This window comes from Enterobacter cloacae complex sp. HYC074_NIDB (genome assembly GCF_056673345.1).
The window spans coordinates 1,549,608-1,567,555 of record NZ_CP114214.1 but is presented as its reverse complement, the minus strand read 5'-3'; the positions used below and the strand labels follow the sequence as shown (position 1 = coordinate 1,567,555).

The following is a 17,948-nucleotide window of genomic DNA, read 5'->3' as shown; positions in this document are numbered from 1 at the left end:
TCCTGCCTGTTGTAAGTTATAACCGCGAGAATGCATTGCCCTGACGCGGTGGTGCGACAAAATGACCGGGACCCACCTCACGCAGCGCCACACGCTCAAGGGTTTCGCCCCGTTTACGAATATTGCTCGGCATTTCGTCCTGCAACAGCACGCGCTGGGCGTGACGATGCTCAGGATCGGCAACCGGTACGGCGGCCATCAGCTTGCGGGTGTACGGGTGCTGCGGGTTTTCAAACACCGCCCGACGGGGGCCGATTTCAACTATTTGCCCCATGTACATCACCGCCACGCGATGGCTGATCCGCTCCACCACCGCCATATCGTGGGAGATAAACAGAAACGCAATGCCTAAATCCCGCTGTAAATCGAGCAGGAGATTGATGATTTGCGCGCGGATGGAGACATCCAGCGCTGACACGGACTCATCCGCAATCACCACCTTCGGATTCAGGGCTAATGCCCGGGCTATGCAGATACGCTGTCGCTGACCGCCAGAAAATTCGTGCGGATAACGCCAGGCATGCTCCGGCTTCAGGCCCACGCGCTCCAGCAGCCACGCGACGCGGCGCTGCGCGGCTTCACCGTCGAGCAGGTTATGCACCCGCAGCGGCTCCATAATCGAGTACCCCACCGTATGGCGCGGATCGAGCGACGCATAAGGATCCTGGAATATAAACTGAATATCCCGGCGTACCGCCTGCAATTTACTGTTAGGTAGCGTGTCGATGCGCTCACCGTTGAAGGTGATGCTCCCCTCCTGCGACGCCACCAGCCTGAGCAGCGCCCGTCCGGTGGTGGATTTACCGCAGCCGGACTCCCCCACCAGCGCCAGCGTTTCGCCCGGCCAGAGATCAAAACTGACGTTTTCAACCGCATGCACTTCGCGCTTCACGCGATTGAGGATCCCGCTACGCAGCGGGAAACGGGTCACCAGGTCACGCACTTCGAGGATTGGCCTGCCGGGAACCACCGTATCCTGCTCGGTTTCGTCTTCCTGCTTGCCCTGTTCGGTCTGTGAGATCAGCGGAAAACGGCGCGGAAAATCACTGCCATTCATGGCCCCCAGACGCGGGACCGCCGCCAGCAGCGCTTTGGTATAAGAATGCACCGGCGCATGAAAGACCTGCTCCACCGTGCCGGTTTCCACGGCATTGCCCTGATGCATAACCAGCACCCGATCGGCAATGTCCGCCACCACCCCCATATCGTGGGTAATGAAAATCACCCCCATCTCCATCTCCTGCTGCAACACCTTAATCAGTTGCAGGATCTGGGCCTGAATGGTGACATCCAGCGCCGTGGTGGGTTCGTCCGCAATGAGTACCGCCGGACGGCACGACAGCGCCATCGCAATCATCACCCGCTGGCGCATGCCGCCGGAAAGCTGATGCGGGTAGCGGGACAAAATCGCGTGCGCCTCAGGGATACGCACCAGCTCCAGCATCCGTTTTGCTTCGTTGAGCGCCTCATCACCGCTCAGTCCCTGATGCAGGCGGATAGATTCGGCAATCTGCTCGCCCACCGGGAAAACCGGGTTCAGGGAGGTCATCGGCTCCTGAAAAATCATCGCAATGTCTGCCCCGCGCACACCCTGCATCCGGGACGCGCTCAGCTCGTTGAGATCGATAACCTGACGGTTGCGACGGCGCAACAGCATACGCTCGCTGGTGACCTGCCCGCCCGTCTGCTCAAGCAGACGCATCAGCGCCAGCGCGGTAACGGATTTACCGGAACCTGATTCGCCAACAATCGCCAGCGTCTCGCCGCGTCTGAGCGAAAACGATAAATTCTGTACTGCGGGGATGAACTGCCGCTCTTCCTGAAACGCAATATTCAGTTGGTGGACAGCCAGCACTTCGCAGTTGTCCAGCTCTTCACGGTGCGGCACGCAATGCCCCCTTATTCACGATAAATGCCTGTGCTGGGCGCATCGCCGGCATACCCCCACGCCCGGTACATTCCTTCACTGTTGAACGGCAGAGCCACGTTGCCCTCCCGATCCACCGCAATTAAGCCGCCAATCCCGCCCAGCGCCGGCAGTTTCTCCATCACTACCCGCTCGCAGGCTTCACTCAGGCTTAATCCGCCGTAATCCATTAGTGCGGTAATGTCGTAGGCCGCCAGCGCGCGGATAAACACTTCGCCGGTGCCGGTGCATGACACCGCCGCGGTGGCGTTATTGGCGTAACACCCGGCCCCCGGCAGCGGGCTGTCGCCGACGCGACCGGGAAGTTTGTTGGTGATGCCGCCTGTCGACGTCGCGGCGGCGAGGTTACCGGCTTTATCCAGCGCCACCGCGCCTACCGTGCCCATTTTGCTGCGTTCATCGAGCGGCGCGGCATGGTCCAGCTGCGTCATCCCCGCTGTACGGGCCTCCAGCAGTTGCCGGTAACGCTCCTCGGTGGAAAAAAGCTCGGGCGAGACCGTGTCCATCCCGTGCTCGACGGCAAATTTTTCCGCCCCCGCCCCGGCCAGCAGCACATGCGGGCTTTGTTCCATCACCAGACGCGCGGCCAGCACCGGATTACGCAGACGACTGACGCCCGCTACCGCGCCCGCTTTCAGGGTGACGCCGTCCATCACGCAGGCATCCAGCTCGTGCGTTTCATCGCGCGTAAAGACCGAGCCAATACCGGCATTAAACAGCGGACACTCCTCCAGCAGACGCACCGCTTCGGTCACCACGTCCAGCGCGCTGTCGCCCGCTTCCAGCATCCGCTGGCCTGTTTCCACAATGACGTTCAGCGCATCGATATAACGCTTCTCCTGCTCGGGACTGAGCTGTGCACGGGTGATTGCCCTGGCACCGCCATGAATTGCGATAACCGCTTTACTCATTTCGCATCACCCATCAGCCTGGCTGGCTGCTTTTTCTATAAATATCATTATCGTCGACGAATCTTCAGATGATTTTTGAATATAGAAAGACGCAACTGTGATGTAAAGCGTACACCCATCGGGTCATACAGTTAGCCGCACTTTTCTGCCATAATGAGCGCTTTCGTTGTTACTCCGCAGGAGCCCACCATGGATTTTACCGCCGGACTGATGCCGCTTGAGACGGCACTCTCGCAGATGCTTGATCGTATTACTCCCCTGCACGACGTTGAGACGCTGCCGCTTGTGCGCTGTTTTGGCCGTATTGCCGCGCGCGATATCGTCTCGCCGCTGAACGTGCCGGGGTTCGATAACGCGGCGATGGACGGCTATGCCGTACGTCTGGCGGATCTGCAAACGGGTCAGCCGCTGCCGGTGGCAGGTAAAGCGTTTGCCGGGCAGCCGTTCAACGGTGAGTGGCCAGCGGGCACCTGCGTGCGCATTATGACCGGCGCGCCGGTGCCAAAGGGCTGTGAAGCCGTGGTGATGCAGGAAGAGACCGAACAAACGGACGACGGCGTGCGCTTTACCGCCAGCGTCAAAGCGGGACAAAATATCCGCCACATCGGGGAAGATATTACCCTGGGCGCAACGGTCTTTGCCGCCGGGCAAAAGCTGACGGTCGCCGAACTGCCGGTGCTGGCATCGCTTGGCATCGCGGAGATTGACGTGGTCCGCAAAGTGCGCGTGGCGGTGTTCTCCACGGGAGACGAGCTACAGCTTCCGGGTCAGCCGCTGAACGAGGGGCAGATTTACGACACCAACCGTCTGGCGGTGCACCTGATGCTTGAGCAGCTGGGCTGCGAGGTGATTAACCTCGGTATCATTCCTGACGATCCGCAAAAACTGCGCGCGGCGTTTATCGACGCTGACGCCTCTGCCGACGTGGTGATCAGCTCCGGCGGCGTTTCGGTTGGCGAAGCGGATTACACCAAAACCTTGCTTGAAGAGCTGGGTGAAATCGCCTTCTGGAAGCTGGCGATTAAGCCGGGCAAACCGTTCGCGTTTGGTAAACTTCCGCACAGCTGGTTCTGTGGCCTGCCGGGTAACCCGGTCTCTGCCGCGCTGACCTTCTACCAGCTGGTGATCCCGCTGCTGGCGAAGCTTTCAGGCAACAATGCCAGCCCGCTGCCGGAACGTGTGCGCGTGCGGGCGGCAACGCGCCTCAAAAAATCACCGGGCCGTCTCGATTTCCAGCGCGGCATTCTGGCGCGCAACGCCGACGGCGAGCTGGAGGTGAGCACCACCGGGCATCAGGGTTCGCACATCTTTAGCTCCTTCAGTCAGGGTAACTGCTTTATCGTGCTGGAGCGCGATCGCGGCCACGTTGAGGCGGGCGAATGGGTTGAAGTGGAACGCTTTAACCACCTGTTCGGAGGCTGACATGACGGTGGAACTGAGCGACCCGGAGATGATGCGCTATAACCGCCAGATCGTGCTGCGCGGGTTTGATTTCGAGGGCCAGGAAGCGCTCAAGGCGGCCAGCGTGCTGGTTGTGGGTCTGGGCGGGCTGGGCTGCGCGGCGGCGCAATACCTGGCTGCGGCGGGCGTCGGCAGCATGACGCTGCTGGATTTCGACACCGTGTCGGTGTCCAACCTGCAACGCCAGACGCTGCACAGCGACGCGACGGTCGGTCAGCCTAAAGTGGAATCAGCACGCACGGCGCTGGCGCGCATTAACCCCAACGTTCAGTTCACCCTGATTGACGCGATGCTGGATGACGACGCGCTGTTTGCGCAGATTGCACGGCATGACCTGGTGCTGGACTGCACCGATAACGTCGCCATTCGCAACCAGCTCAATGCGGGCTGCTTTGCCCATAAAACGCCGCTGATTTCCGGCGCGGCCATCCGCATGGAGGGGCAAATCACCGTCTTCACCTACGCTGAAGGAGAGCCCTGCTACCGCTGCCTGAGCCGTCTGTTTGGCGAGAATGCGCTGACCTGCGTCGAGGCGGGCGTAATGGCGCCGCTGGTTGGCGTTATCGGTTCCTTGCAGGCCATGGAGGCGATCAAAGTGCTGGCGCACTATGGCACGCCCGCCGCGGGTAAAATCGTGATGTATGACGCGATGACCTGCCAGTTTCGCGAGATGAAGCTAATGCGTAATCCCGGGTGTGAGGTGTGCGAAGGTTAAAGCAAACGGCAACCTTCAGGTTGCCGTTTTAGTGTTTGCTCCCTCTCCCTGTGGGAGAGGGTTGGGGTGAGGGCATCAGGCCACACCCATCAAATAGACGTCCGCCCAAACGCCCCCTGCCAGTCCTGCTCAAACTTCACAATTGCCGCATCCACCGCCGGAGAGGTAATAAACTGCTGCGCCACGTCCAGCGGCAGCGTGATGGACTCGCACCCTGCCAGCAGGCAGTCCAGCGCCTGGCGCGGGGTTTTAAAGCTCGCGGCCAGCACCTTTGACTGCGGCGCGTGCAGGGTCAGCAACTGTTGCAGTTCGACCACCGTCTGGATCCCGTCCCCGCCCTGCGCGTCCACGCGGTTCACGTAAGGGGCCACATACTCAGCCCCCGCCAGCGCGGACAACATCCCCTGCGCGGCACCGTACACCGCCGTGCCCAGCGTCGGGATCCCTTCCGCTTTCAGCATCTTGATCGCCGCCAGCCCTTCAGCGGTCACGGGCACTTTCACTACCAGGTCATTGATTATCGCGCGCAGCTTACGCGCGTCTTCCACCATCCCCTCGGCAGTCTTCGCCATCACCTGAGCGAACAGCCGGCCCTTGCCGCCCAGCGCGTCGTGCAGCGCGGGCAGCAGCTCTTCCAGGGGGGTTTTACCCGCCGCCACAATGCTTGGGTTAGTGGTCACGCCCGCCAGCGGGAAGATACGCGCCAGCTTTTTGACTGCCGCAACGTCAGATGTGTCGAGATAAAGTTCCATGATGTCGCCCTCAAATTTAGCCTGCACTTACCCTATCACAGCAAAACCTGCTCAGGAATTGACCCATATCAAGATAGCTTTCATTCGAAAGTAATTTAATATTCATATGTAACCCGAGGGCAGAAAAATGATCTTCAATATACAGCGTTACTCCACCCACGACGGCCCAGGTATTCGAACCGTGGTATTCCTGAAAGGCTGCTCGCTGGGCTGTCGCTGGTGTCAGAACCCGGAAAGCCGCTCCCGCAGCCGGGACGTGCTATTTGATGCGCGTCTGTGCCTGGACGGCTGTGAACTGTGTCAGCAGGCCGCGCCGGGGTATGTTGAACGCGCGCTGAACGGGCTGGTCATTCATCGTGAGAAACTTAACGAAGAGACGCTCACTGCCCTCACCGACTGCTGTCCGACCCAGGCGCTTACCGTCTGCGGTGAAGAGAAGCAGGTGGAGGAGATTATGGCCACCGTGCTGCGAGACAAGCCCTTCTACGACCGCAGCGGCGGCGGGATCACCCTTTCCGGCGGCGAGCCGTTTATGAATTCTGAGCTGGCGCACGCGCTGTTTAAAGCCAGCCATGAACAAGGCATTCATACCGCCGTTGAAACCTGCCTTCACGTCCCCTGGCATTATATCGAGCCTTCACTGCCGTATGTCGATCTGTTCCTGGCGGACCTGAAGCATGTGGACAGTGACGTATTCAAACAGTGGACTGATGGCTCAGCCAGACGGATCCTGGACAACCTGAAGCGCCTGGCCGCCGCCGGGAAAACAATCACCATTCGCGTGCCGCTGATCCAGGGCTTTAACGCCGATGAAGCGTCCGTTACCGCCATTACCAACTTCGCTGCCGATGAACTCGGCGTCCACGATATTCATTTTCTGCCGTATCACACGCTGGGCATGAACAAATACACCCTGCTCGGCCAACCCTACTCTGCCCCTGACAAACCGCTGGATAACCCTGCCCTGCTGGACTTCGCGCAGCAGTACGCCTGCCAGAAAGGGTTAACCGCGACCTTACGAGGATAAACTTATGACCACCCTGAATCTCAACACCCTCAGCGAGCGCATTAAGGCGCACAAAACGGCCCTGGTGCATATCGTGAAGCCGCCGGTCTGTACCGAGCGCGCCCAGCATTACACCGAAATGTACCAGCAGCACATGGACAAGCCGATCCCGGTGCGCCGCGCCCTGGCGCTGGCGCATCACCTGGCCAAGCGTACCATCTGGATCAAGCACGATGAGCTGATTATCGGTAACCAGGCCAGCGAAGTGCGCGCCGCGCCGATCTTCCCGGAATATACCGTCTCCTGGATTGAGAAAGAGATTGACGATCTGGCGGATCGCCCGGGCGCGGGCTTTGCGGTGAGCGAAGAGAATAAACGCGTTCTGCATGAAATCTGCCCGTGGTGGCGCGGCCAGACGGTGCAGGATCGCTGCTACGGCATGTTCACCGACGAGCAGAAAGGCCTGCTGGAAACCGGCATCATCAAAGCCGAAGGCAACATGACCTCCGGCGACGCGCACCTGGCGGTGAACTTCCCGCTGGTGCTGGAGAAAGGGCTGGACGGCCTGCGCGCCAAAGTGGCCGAGCGCCGCTCACGCATCAACCTGACGGTGCTGGAAGACCTGCACGGCGATCAGTTCCTGAAAGCCATTGATATTGTGCTGGAAGCCGTCAGCCTGCACATCAAACGCTTCGCCGATCTGGCGCGCGAGATGGCCTCCAGCGAAACCCGCGAAAGCCGCCGCGACGAGCTGCTGGCGATGGCAGAAAACTGCGACGTGATTGCTCACGAGCCGCCAAAAACCTTCTGGCAAGCGTTACAGCTGTGCTACTTCATTCAGCTAATCCTGCAAATTGAGTCCAACGGTCACTCCGTATCCTTTGCCCGTATGGACCAGTACCTTTACCCGTACTATCGCCGCGACGTGGAGCTGGACCAGAGCCTGGACCGCGAGCACGCCATCGAGCTGCTGCACAGCTGCTGGCTGAAGCTGCTGGAGGTGAACAAAATCCGCTCCGGCTCGCACTCCAAAGCCTCTGCGGGCAGCCCGCTGTATCAGAACGTCACCATCGGCGGCCAGAAGCTGGTCAACGGCGAGCCAATGGACGCGGTCAACCCGCTCTCCTACGCCATTCTGGAATCCTGCGGCCGCCTGCGCTCCACCCAGCCAAACCTGAGCGTGCGCTACCACGCCGGCATGAGCAACGACTTCCTCGACGCCTGCGTGCAGGTGATCCGCTGCGGTTTCGGCATGCCGGCCTTTAACAACGACGAAATCGTCATTCCGGAATTCATCAAGCTCGGCGTTGAACGCGACGACGCCTACGACTACGCGGCCATTGGCTGTATCGAAACCGCGGTGGGCGGCAAATGGGGCTACCGCTGCACCGGCATGAGCTTTATTAACTTCGCCCGCGTGATGCTGGCCGCGCTGGAAGGCGGCCGCGACGCCACCAGCGGCAAGGTGTTCCTGCCGCAGGAGAAAGCCCTCTCTGCCGGTAACTTCGATAACTTCGAGGAGGTGATGGCGGCGTGGGACACCCAGATCCGCTACTACACCCGCAAATCCATCGAAATTGAGTACGTGGTAGACACTATGCTGGAGGAGAACGTCCACGATATTCTCTGCTCGGCGCTGGTGGACGACTGCATCGAGCGCGCGAAAAGCATCAAGCAGGGCGGCGCGAAGTATGACTGGGTTTCCGGCCTACAGGTCGGTATCGCCAATCTCGGCAACAGCCTGGCGGCGGTGAAGAAGCTGGTGTTCGAACAGGGCGTCATCGGCCAGCAGCAGCTGGCGGCGGCGCTGGCAGATGATTTCGAGGGGCTAACCCACGAGCAGCTGCGCCAGCGCCTGATCAACGGCGCGCCGAAGTACGGCAACGACGACGACAGCGTGGATATGCTGCTGACCCGCGCCTATCAGACCTACATTGAAGAGCTGAAGCAGTACCATAACCCGCGCTACGGCCGCGGCCCGATTGGGGGTAACTACTACGCGGGCACGTCGTCTATCTCAGCAAACGTGCCGTTTGGCGCAGCGACCATGGCGACGCCGGACGGGCGTAAGGCGCATACCCCTCTGGCGGAAGGGGCCAGCCCGGCTTCCGGTACCGACCACCTCGGGCCGACGGCGGTGATTGGCTCCGTGGGTAAACTACCGACGGAAGCGATTCTTGGCGGCGTGCTGCTTAACCAGAAGCTGAACCCGTCGACGCTGGAAAACGACAGCGATCGCCAGAAGCTGATGGTGCTGCTGCGCACCTTCTTCGAGGTGCATAAGGGCTGGCATATTCAGTACAACATCGTCTCGCGCGAAACGCTGCTGGAAGCGAAGAAACACCCGGACCAGTACCGCGACCTGGTAGTGCGCGTCGCGGGCTACTCGGCGTTCTTCACCGCCCTGTCGCCGGATGCGCAGGACGATATTATCGCCCGTACTGAGCATACGCTGTAATAGTGTATCCCCTCTCCCTTGAGGGCTGAGGGATCCCCAGTAATATGGTCATGCCACCATGACCATATTACTGTACTCTTTTCCCAGCTTTTTCATCTCGTTACCTATATTCAGTCGCCTTACTTTATCAGGCTCATGCCGGATCACTTCTTCTGCCAGACTCAGGTAGGACAGAACCCGTTTATGCCTGACGCTGCTTGCCTGATAGTGCCTGTGTAAGCACTGTCTTTCGGCCCTGTAGCCTGCCAGCCACATCACCAGACTTGCCATCGCCGCCACCATATTCAGTACTTCCAGTCGTCCTTTTCCCTGGCTCCGGCTCAGCCTCAGACCGAACCCGAAGCGCGGACTCTTGTCGTCCCGGAAGTTTTGTTCTATCTGCATTCTGCGGCTGTACAGCGCCATTATCTGGTGTGGCTCCAGACTTTCTGCATTACTGAACAGCAGCCACGGCTCCCGTGCGCTGCTGCGGTGTTCCCGCTGTGTTTTTGGCATTCCGCCCTTTCCATGACGCCCTGCTTCCGGGCGCCTGTGCAGATAAAACCGTCCGTAACAGGGCGTACGTGGTTTACGGGACAGGACACCGTGCCCCACGCAGACCGGTTGCCCGGAGGCCTCAAGCTCGCTGATTTTCATCCACTTTTTTTCTCCGTCCAGCCGGAAGCTGATGCAGCCCCTGACCCTGCCGGTAAAGCTCCAGCCCAGCTGGCTGACATGCCGGAACCAGTCTGTTCTGAAGCCGGCATCCGTAATGACGGTGACGGCTTTATCTTTCGGGATGGCATCATGGAGGCGGTCAAGGAAGCGACACTGTACATCGCTGTTCTGCGCCAGCTCTGCGGGAACCACCTCACTCATAAGAGGAAGTGAACGACCATTACAGAGCAGGCTTGCCCGCAGAAGATGCCAGTTCCTGTCATGCCAGCCTGTCCAGTCGACAGCGATAACACAGAAGGGCATCACGGAGGTGATGGCATGTGTGAGGTGGTGCTGAATACGGGGAATATCACGCTGGAGAGCGGTATTGCCCAGGGCACGGTCAACCCGTTTAATTTTATTTTTGACGTGCGCCCTGCCGGGCAGGGTTCGTCCCAGGCTGGTCAGGGTCAGTCTGGCGCCGTGGGTGAGGGCAACAGCCATGGAAACAAGGACATTAACCCGAAAGCTGTGAATGTCCGGTAAAGACGCGGAGAAAAATTTCTGGCAGACTGTCTGTAAAGGCACGATGAGGTCTCTTCTGATTTGTTAGCGCAACCAGTAGATCACACTTCATCGTGCTTTTCATTTTTCTGGGGAACCCTCAGCCCTTGAGGGAGAGGGAGAAAACACTAAAAACGGCAACCTCGGTTGCCGTTTTGCTTTTACTTTCGAATGAAATTAAATTTGTGCTCCCCGTCACCTTGTTATTAGAATGTTTCAAAACGCAGTGACCCAGGAGCATAGTATGACCGTAAAAGTTATCGTCACCGATATGGACGGAACTTTCCTTGATGATGCCAAGCAGTACGATCGTGACCGCTTCCAGGCACAGTTTGAACAGCTTAAAGCCCGCGACATTGAATTTGTTGTCGCCAGCGGCAACCAGTATTACCAGCTCATCTCCTTCTTTCCGGAGCTTAAAGATCGGATCTCCTTCGTTGCGGAAAACGGCGCGCTGGTGTTCGATCGCGGCGAGCAGATTTTTCACGGCGAGCTGACCCGCCATGAGTCGCAGATCGTGATTGGCGAACTGCTGAAAGACAAAGGGCTGAACTTCGTGGCCTGCGGGCTGGAGAGTGCCTACGTCAGCGATAAAGCGCCAGACGCGTTCGTGGCGCTAATGTCAAAGCACTACCACCGCTTAAAGCGCATCAGCGATTACCGCGACATTGACGACGTGCTGTTTAAGTTCTCCCTGAACCTGCCGGACAGCGATATTCCTAATCTGGTGGATAAACTCCACGTCTCCCTGGACGGCATCATGAAGCCGGTCACCAGCGGCTTTGGCTTTGTCGATTTGATTATCCCCGGCCTGCACAAAGCGAACGGCATCAGCCGTCTGCTGAAGCGCTGGAAAATTTCTCCGCAAGAGTGCGTGGCGATTGGCGACAGCGGCAACGATGCCGAGATGCTGAAGCTGGTGAAATATTCCTTTGCGATGGGTAACGCGGCAGAGAGCATCAAAGAAATCAGCCGCTACAGCACCGACGACAACAACCATCAGGGCGCGCTGAACGTCATTCAGGCCGTGCTCGACAACCATTCCCCGTTCGACGCCTGATCCTCTTCTCGCCGGAGCCCTGCTCCGGCACCCTCACTCATTTTCCCGTCCTGTGGCACACGTCAAGTTTTTAAACTTGCATTAACTTATTTTTAACTTAAAGTATCACTTGCAGACACTTTTACTTTCGAATGAAAGATGCGAGGCAGTTATGACCTTTACCAGTGAAACCTTGCCGGCGGATCACAAAGCGGCAATCCGTCAGTTGAAACGTGAGTTACGCGCGCAGATCGGCGACGTGCAGGCGGTGTTCGACAAGCTCAGCGACAGCATTGCCACCCGCGTGGCGGAAATTAACGCCCTTAAAAATAAAGGTGAATCCGTCTGGCCGGTGATTCCGTTTAACGATGTGAAAAACGGCACGATTACCGACGCACAGCGCGAGGCCGTTAAGCGCCGCGGCTGCGCGGTGATTAAAGGTCACTTCCCGCGCGAGCAGGCGCTGGCGTGGGATCAGTCGATGCTCGACTACCTCGATCTGAACAAGTTTGACGAGGTGTACAAAGGGCCAGGCGATAACTTCTTCGGCACCCTGACCGCCTCCCGTCCGGAGATTTACCCGATCTACTGGTCGCAGGCGCAAATGCAGGCGCGCCAGAGCGAAGAAATGGCGCAGGTGCAGTCGTTCCTGAACCGCTTATGGACGTTCGAGAGCAACGGCAAGCAGTGGTTTGACCCGGACGTGAGCGTGATTTATCCGGATCGTATCCGCCGCCGTCCGCCGGGAACCACCTCGAAGGGACTTGGCGCACACACTGATTCTGGCGCGCTGGAGCGCTGGCTGCTGCCCGCTTATCAGCAGGTCTTTGCCCGCGTGTTTGACGGCAACGTTGAGAAATACGATCCGTGGAACGCCGCGCATCGTACCGAAGTGGAAGAGTATACCGTCGATAACACCACCAAATGCTCGGTGTTCCGCACCTTCCAGGGCTGGACGGCGCTGTCGGACATGATCCCCGGTCAGGGGCTGCTGCACGTGGTGCCGATCCCGGAAGCAATGGCCTATATTCTGCTGCGTCCGCTGCTGGACGACGTGCCGGAGGACGAGCTGTGCGGCGTGGCGCCGGGGCGCGTGCTGCCGGTTTCCGAGAAGTGGCACCCGCTGCTTATCGAGGCGCTGACCAGCATTCCTGCGCTGGAGGCGGGTGATTCGGTGTGGTGGCACTGCGATGTGATCCACTCCGTCGCGCCGGTGGATAATCAGCAGGGCTGGGGCAACGTGATGTATATCCCCGCCGCACCGATGTGCGAGAAGAACCTCGCCTATGCGAAGAAGGTCAAGGAAGCGCTGGAGACCGGCGCGTCGCCGGGAGACTTCCCGCGCGAGGATTATGAAAAAACCTGGCAGGACCGCTTTACCGTGAACGATCTCAACATCCACGGCAAACGCGCGCTGGGCATGGTCTAGCTGTCGTACAGCCCTTCCCGCTCCACGGCGGTGCGTCGTTTCCCCTGACGTATCCGCCGTACCGATTCCCGCACGGCCAGCGTGCCGTTCAGCAGCAATGTGCCCACCGGCGCGTCCGGGCGCATGAGCCGCTGCTGGAGCATGTGTACCGCTTCCGTTCCCAGCTCATCGCGGGGAACATGCACGGCCGTTAATGGAACATCCTGAATCGCCGCCAGGTTAAAGCCGTCGATGCTCATCACCGAGACGTCCTGCGGCACGCGCAGGCCGTGGTTTTGTAATGCGCTGATGGTGCCCGCCGCCATAAAGTCGCCGCCAACCAGGAACGCCGTCGGCATGTCTTTTCCCTGCTGCTGATTTAGCCAATCGCTCACCAGCTGCTCCGTCTCTCTGGCGCTGAAGCTCGGCACCACCAGCAGATCGCGCTTGTCGTTGAACGCCAGGTTGTGGGACTGCCACGCGTCGCGGATCCCCGACAGGCGCAGCTCCATGGTGTAGCGACGTAGGCACAGCACGTTCATCACCTCGCGGTGCCCCATCTCGAACAGGTACTCCGCCGCCCGCTCGCCGATGGCGCGGTGATCCGGCGCAACGGCAGGCAGACGCATGTGCCGGTCGCGGCAGTTAATCAGCATGCAGGGTTTGCCCACGTCCACCGCCAGATCGTGGATATGCGGATCGTCAATACCAAGAAGAATGGCCGCCTGCGTGTCCGGCTCGTTCATCCGCGCCAGAAACAGCTGGGCGTCGCTGTCGTTCTCCTCCAGCGCGCAGTAGCGCAACCGGACCTCGTGGGAGGCAAGTGCTTTGCTCACGCTCTGGATCACGCGGTAGTAAAAGATGTCGGACCGCTCGTCGAAAGCGCGCTGCGGGGCAAAAACCACCAGGCTGTTAAGCAGCAGACGCCCTGCCGCCATGCCGTCCATTACCCCCAGCTCGCGCGCGCACGCCAGCACCTTTGCACGCGCTTTTTCGCTGGTATTCGCTTTCCCCGCCAGCACCCGCGACACGGTGCTGATGGAGAGCTGCGTGCGGGACGCGATTTCGGTGATTTTTAGCCTTTTGTCCATTTTGTGATCTGGCTCCATTTGCGAAATGAAAAAATTTTCATAGCGTGTTTGTCAGGAAATAACTGGCATGAATGCCATCATGCCAGAGTGTTTTCGTCGGTTATGAGAAATTTTGCACAAAATCCACTTTTGCCCACTCATTTTCTTCCTTAAGGTGAACTTGTCACACAGCTTCCATACTAGTTGTATAGCAACTTAAGCATTATAAGCGGATAGAAATCAAAGGCATAACAATCTGTGTGACACCTGAAACTCCGTCCCCTTACCGTCCGTCTTGTGGAGAGTAAAATGAGTCAGGACATCAATAACACCATTGCGACAGGCAAAACCCGTCGCGTCATCAAGAACCTGCGCTGGTACGTGCTGGTGCTGTTTTTGCTGGGCGTCACCGTTAACTACATCACCCGAAATTCCTTAGGTATTCTCGCTCCGGAGCTAAAAGAGAGCCTCGGGATCACCACAGAGCAGTACTCCTGGATCGTTGGCGCCTTCCAGATCGCCTATACCATTTTCCAGCCCCTGTGCGGCTGGCTGATTGACGTCATTGGCCTGAAGATTGGCTTTATGGTCTGCGCCGGGATCTGGGCGCTGATGTGTATTTTCCACGCGGGCGCCGGAAGCTGGCTGCACCTGGCCATACTGCGCTTCTTTATGGGGGCTTCAGAGGCCGCCGCCACCCCGGCGAACGCCAAAACCATCGGCGAATGGTTCCCGAAATCAGAGCGTCCCGTTGCTGCTGGCTGGGCAGGCGTGGGCTTCTCCATCGGCGCGATGCTGGCTCCGCCTATCATCTACTTTGCTCACGCCTCGTTCGGCTGGCAGGGCGCGTTTATGTTTACCGGCGTGCTGGCGCTGCTGTGGGTGATCCTCTGGTGGGCGTTCTACCACAACCCCGAGCAGCACCCGAACCTGAGCAAGGACGAGCTGGCGTTTATCAAGCAGGATAACGAACCAGCGCCGGTCAAATTGCCCTTCCTGACCGCGCTGAAAACCGTTTCAAAAAACAAACGTTTCTACGGTATCGCCATTCCGGCCTTTATGGCAGAACCCGCCTGGGCGGTGCTGAGCTTCTGGGTGCCGCTGTACCTCGCCAAAGAGCACGGCATGGACCTGAAGCAGATTGCGATGTTTGCCTGGCTGCCGTTCCTCGCCGCCGACCTCGGCAGCGTGGCGAGCGGCTACCTGACGCGTCTGTACACCCGCCTGTTCGGCTGCTCCCGCGTGAACTCGGTTGTCGCCAGCTCCGTGACCGGCGCGTTCCTGATGATCTCGCTGGCCATCGTGGCCATTACCCGCGACCCGTATATCACCATCGTGCTGATCTCCATCGGCGGCTTCGGGCACCAGATCATCTCCTGCATGCTCAGCGCCCTGGTCGTGGAGTCATTCGACAAAGGCCAGATGGCGACCGTCAACGGCATGCGCGGCTCGGCGGCGTGGATCGCCAGCTTCCTGTTCTCGCTGTTAATCGGTGTGACCGCCGACAAAATCGGCTTTAACCCGCTCTTTATCGCCATGGGCTTCTTTGACCTGATTGGCGCTCTCTTCCTGGTAGCATTTATTGCTGAACGTCGCGCGAAGCGCGCCTGATAGTGGATGTATTGCATATGAAAACCCTGAAAAACTGGACCCTTGATACGCAGTCGGCAAACCATCTGGAACTGCTGGTCGATAGCCAGCACCGCCTGTGCCTGTATGTGCTGGAAGAGAACCTGTTCCGCGTGCTGATCAAGCGTAAAGGCGAGCTGGCGCTGGACCGCACCTGGAGCATCGCACCGGAAAAAGACGTGCCGTGGGAAGGTCGCCGTCGTGACGATATCAGCGGCTTCTCCTGCCCCGCCTGGACGCTGACGCAGCAGGACGATACGTTAACCGTGGCAACCGAGCAGCTGCGCGTCACCGTCCACCAGCCGCTGTGGCTGGAGTGGCACTACCGCAATGACGCGGGCGAGTGGCAGCCGCTGGTCAATGACCGCCCGACCAGCGCCTACCTGCTGAACGCCCACGGTGACGGCGTGGCGCACTATCTCAGCCGCCGTAATGATGAACGTTTTTACGGTCTGGGTGAGAAAGCGGGCGATTTACAGCGCAACGGCAAACGCTACGAGATGCGTAACCTGGATGCGATGGGCTATAACGCGGCCAGCACCGATCCGCTGTACAAGCACATCCCGTTCACCCTCACCCGTCGCGATGACGTGAGCTACGGTCTGTTCTACGATAACCTGAGCAGCTGCTGGCTGGATCTGGGTAACGAGATCGACAACTATCACACCGCCTACCGCCGCTGGCAGGCGGAAGCGGGCGATATCGATTACTACATCTTTACCGGCAAGCGCGTGCTGGACGTCACTAAAGCCTTTGTTCGCCTGACCGGAAAAACGCTGTTCGGACCGAAATGGAGCCTGGGCTACAGCGGCTCAACCATGCACTACACCGACGCGCCGGACGCGCAGAATCAGCTGATGAACTTTATTCGCCTGTGCGAAGAGCATGCCATTCCGTGCGACTCGTTCCAGCTCTCCTCCGGCTATACCTCGATTAACGGCAAGCGCTACGTCTTTAACTGGAACTACGACAAAGTGCCGCAGCCGAAGGTGATGAGCCAGGCGTTCCACGACGCGGGGCTGCGGCTTGCGGCCAACATCAAGCCGTGTCTGTTGCAGGATCATCCCCGCTACGGCGAAGTGGCGGAACGCGGCCTGTTCATTCGTGATTCAGAAACCGATGCGCCTGAACGTTCCAGCTTCTGGGATGATGAAGGCTCACACCTCGACTTTACCAACCCGCAGACGGTGCAGTGGTGGCAGAACGGCGTGACCACGCAGCTGCTGGAGATGGGCATCGACTCCACCTGGAACGACAACAACGAGTATGAAGTGTGGGACGGGGAAGCGCGCTGCTATGGCTTCGGCAAGGAGATAGCCATCAAGCATATTCGCCCGGTGATGCCGCTGCTGATGATGCGCGCCTCGCTGGAAGCGCAGCAGCGCTTTGCGCCGGAAAAGCGTCCGTATCTGATCTCCCGCTCCGGCTGCGCCGGGATGCAGCGCTACGTCCAGACCTGGAGCGGCGACAACCGCACCAACTGGGACACCCTGCGCTATAACATCCGCATGGGGCTGGGCATGAGCCTGTCCGGGCTGTTCAACGTCGGGCACGACGTCGGCGGTTTCTCCGGCGACAAGCCGGACGCCGAGCTGTTCGTGCGCTGGGTGCAGAACGGCGTGATGCACCCGCGCTTTACCATTCACTCGTGGAACGATGACCACACGGTGAACGAGCCGTGGATGTATCCGGGCGTCACGCCTGCCATCCGCGGCGCGATTGAGCTGCGCTACCGCCTGCTGCCGTATCTTTACACCCTGCTCTGGCAGGCGCACGCCGACGACGAACCGATGCTGCGCCCGACCTTCCTCGACCACGAGCACGATGCGCAGACCTTTGAAGAGTGCGACGACTTCCTGCTGGGCCGCGACCTGCTGGTCGCCAGCGTCGTCGAAGCCGGGCAGCGCGAGCGCCGCGTCTGGCTGCCGGATAACGAAACCGGCTGGTACGATTTTTACACTCACGCGTGGTATGCGGGCGGGCAAGCGATCGTCCTTGATGCGCCGCTGGAAAAACTGCCGCTGCTGGTGCGCGCCGGGGCCGGTCTGCCGCTCAGCGAGCGCATCCGTCACGTGAGCGCCGATAAAGACGATACCCGTGAGCTGAAGCTGTTCCCGGTGAAAGGCGTCGGCACAACCTCGGGGCTGCTGTTTGAAGACGACGGTGAAAGCTGGGGCTACCTGAACGGCAATGCGCTGTGGGTGGAATGGGAAATGGTGTGCGATGGCGCAACCATCAACCTGAAGGTGAACGCTCGCGGCGACTATCGTCCGGCATGGAAGGCGCTGAAGGTATCATTACCGGCGGGGGAAAAACGTACGCTGCGGGTGAATGGAGTTGAAGGGGGCGAGTGGGTGGTGTAGTGCGGCCTG

At 59.4% G+C, this 17,948-nt stretch carries 13 protein-coding genes; 8 read left to right on the top strand and 5 right to left on the bottom strand.

Going from position 1 to position 17,948, the window contains the following annotated elements:
• Nucleotides 1–16 precede the first annotated feature (16 nt).
• Both gsiA and iaaA read right to left on the bottom strand, forming a co-directional pair.
• Nucleotides 17–1,888 (bottom strand): glutathione ABC transporter ATP-binding protein GsiA, encoded by a 1,872-nt coding sequence (gsiA, locus tag O1724_RS07680; protein ID WP_048209045.1) that lies wholly within the window; start codon nucleotides 1,886–1,888, stop codon nucleotides 17–19.
• A gap of 11 nt (nucleotides 1,889–1,899) precedes the next feature.
• Nucleotides 1,900–2,838: a beta-aspartyl-peptidase gene (gene iaaA / locus O1724_RS07675; protein ID WP_126297419.1), complete on the bottom strand. Its 939-nt coding sequence runs from the start codon at nucleotides 2,836–2,838 to the stop codon at nucleotides 1,900–1,902.
• 189 nt (nucleotides 2,839–3,027) lie between these two features.
• Here iaaA and moeA point away from each other — a divergent pair, with 189 nt between their 5' ends.
• Nucleotides 3,028–4,260 (top strand): molybdopterin molybdotransferase MoeA, encoded by a 1,233-nt coding sequence (gene moeA, locus O1724_RS07670; protein WP_022650670.1) that lies wholly within the window; start codon nucleotides 3,028–3,030, stop codon nucleotides 4,258–4,260.
• Nucleotide 4,261: 1 nt separating this feature from the next.
• Nucleotides 4,262–5,014 (top strand): molybdopterin-synthase adenylyltransferase MoeB, encoded by a 753-nt coding sequence (moeB, locus tag O1724_RS07665; RefSeq protein WP_032608915.1) that lies wholly within the window; start codon nucleotides 4,262–4,264, stop codon nucleotides 5,012–5,014.
• 89 nt (nucleotides 5,015–5,103) lie between these two features.
• Here moeB and fsa read toward each other — a convergent pair whose 3' ends face one another.
• Nucleotides 5,104–5,766 (bottom strand): fructose-6-phosphate aldolase, encoded by a 663-nt coding sequence (gene fsa / locus O1724_RS07660; protein WP_017384896.1) that lies wholly within the window; start codon nucleotides 5,764–5,766, stop codon nucleotides 5,104–5,106.
• 127 nt (nucleotides 5,767–5,893) lie between these two features.
• On the opposite strand from fsa, the gene O1724_RS07655 reads away from it, so the two are divergent.
• Together O1724_RS07655 and O1724_RS07650 are read left to right on the top strand one after the other, a co-directional pair.
• The gene (locus O1724_RS07655) at nucleotides 5,894–6,793 is read left to right on the top strand and encodes a glycyl-radical enzyme activating protein (protein ID WP_032665428.1); all 900 of its coding nucleotides are present in this window, start codon (nucleotides 5,894–5,896) and stop codon (nucleotides 6,791–6,793) included.
• 4 nt (nucleotides 6,794–6,797) lie between these two features.
• A complete protein-coding gene (locus O1724_RS07650) occupies nucleotides 6,798–9,230 on the top strand; it encodes a formate C-acetyltransferase/glycerol dehydratase family glycyl radical enzyme (RefSeq protein ID WP_126297420.1) in 2,433 nt (810 codons plus the stop codon).
• A gap of 48 nt (nucleotides 9,231–9,278) precedes the next feature.
• Here the strand turns inward: O1724_RS07650 and O1724_RS07645 are convergent, their stop codons facing one another.
• Nucleotides 9,279–10,370 (bottom strand): IS4 family transposase, encoded by a 1,092-nt coding sequence (locus O1724_RS07645; protein WP_411320431.1) that lies wholly within the window; start codon nucleotides 10,368–10,370, stop codon nucleotides 9,279–9,281.
• Nucleotides 10,371–10,674: 304 nt separating this feature from the next.
• Here O1724_RS07645 and O1724_RS07640 point away from each other — a divergent pair, with 304 nt between their 5' ends.
• The gene (locus tag O1724_RS07640) at nucleotides 10,675–11,490 is read left to right on the top strand and encodes a Cof-type HAD-IIB family hydrolase (protein WP_045417410.1); all 816 of its coding nucleotides are present in this window, start codon (nucleotides 10,675–10,677) and stop codon (nucleotides 11,488–11,490) included.
• A 151-nt stretch (nucleotides 11,491–11,641) separates the two neighbouring features.
• On the top strand, nucleotides 11,642–12,898 hold the full coding sequence (locus O1724_RS07635) for a DUF1479 domain-containing protein (RefSeq protein ID WP_023324369.1): 1,257 nt from the start codon (nucleotides 11,642–11,644) through the stop codon (nucleotides 12,896–12,898).
• Here the strand turns inward: O1724_RS07635 and O1724_RS07630 are convergent.
• Nucleotides 12,895–13,968 carry a LacI family DNA-binding transcriptional regulator gene (locus tag O1724_RS07630; RefSeq protein ID WP_032657815.1) on the bottom strand — a complete coding sequence of 358 codons (1,074 nt, stop codon included), beginning with the start codon at nucleotides 13,966–13,968 and terminating at the stop codon, nucleotides 12,895–12,897. The two genes, O1724_RS07635 and O1724_RS07630, sit on opposite strands and share 4 nt — an antisense overlap.
• 288 nt (nucleotides 13,969–14,256) lie before the next feature.
• Here O1724_RS07630 and O1724_RS07625 point away from each other — a divergent pair, with 288 nt between their 5' ends.
• Together O1724_RS07625 and O1724_RS07620 are read left to right on the top strand one after the other, a co-directional pair.
• Nucleotides 14,257–15,558, top strand: coding sequence for an MFS transporter (locus O1724_RS07625; protein WP_023315692.1), 1,302 nt, complete (start codon nucleotides 14,257–14,259; stop codon nucleotides 15,556–15,558).
• Nucleotides 15,559–15,575: 17 nt separating this feature from the next.
• Nucleotides 15,576–17,939 carry a glycoside hydrolase family 31 protein gene (locus O1724_RS07620; protein ID WP_126296940.1) on the top strand — a complete coding sequence of 788 codons (2,364 nt, stop codon included), beginning with the start codon at nucleotides 15,576–15,578 and terminating at the stop codon, nucleotides 17,937–17,939.
• Nucleotides 17,940–17,948: the final 9 nt, after the last annotated feature.

Excerpts from the sequence above, each read along its gene's own strand:
- O1724_RS07635 (WP_023324369.1), top strand. The coding sequence starts at position 11,642 with ATGACCTTTACCAGTGAAACCTTGCCGGCGGATCACAAAGCGGCAATC.
- O1724_RS07645 (WP_411320431.1), bottom strand. The coding sequence starts at position 10,370 with ATGGCTGTTGCCCTCACCCACGGCGCCAGACTGACCCTGACCAGCCTG.
- fsa (WP_017384896.1), bottom strand. The coding sequence starts at position 5,766 with ATGGAACTTTATCTCGACACATCTGACGTTGCGGCAGTCAAAAAGCTG.
- moeA (WP_022650670.1), top strand. The coding sequence starts at position 3,028 with ATGGATTTTACCGCCGGACTGATGCCGCTTGAGACGGCACTCTCGCAG.
- O1724_RS07640 (WP_045417410.1), top strand. The coding sequence starts at position 10,675 with ATGACCGTAAAAGTTATCGTCACCGATATGGACGGAACTTTCCTTGAT.
- O1724_RS07655 (WP_032665428.1), top strand. The coding sequence starts at position 5,894 with ATGATCTTCAATATACAGCGTTACTCCACCCACGACGGCCCAGGTATT.
- moeB (WP_032608915.1), top strand. The coding sequence starts at position 4,262 with ATGACGGTGGAACTGAGCGACCCGGAGATGATGCGCTATAACCGCCAG.
- iaaA (WP_126297419.1), bottom strand. The coding sequence starts at position 2,838 with ATGAGTAAAGCGGTTATCGCAATTCATGGCGGTGCCAGGGCAATCACC.
- O1724_RS07625 (WP_023315692.1), top strand. The coding sequence starts at position 14,257 with ATGAGTCAGGACATCAATAACACCATTGCGACAGGCAAAACCCGTCGC.
- O1724_RS07650 (WP_126297420.1), top strand. The coding sequence starts at position 6,798 with ATGACCACCCTGAATCTCAACACCCTCAGCGAGCGCATTAAGGCGCAC.
- O1724_RS07630 (WP_032657815.1), bottom strand. The coding sequence starts at position 13,968 with ATGGACAAAAGGCTAAAAATCACCGAAATCGCGTCCCGCACGCAGCTC.
- O1724_RS07620 (WP_126296940.1), top strand. The coding sequence starts at position 15,576 with ATGAAAACCCTGAAAAACTGGACCCTTGATACGCAGTCGGCAAACCAT.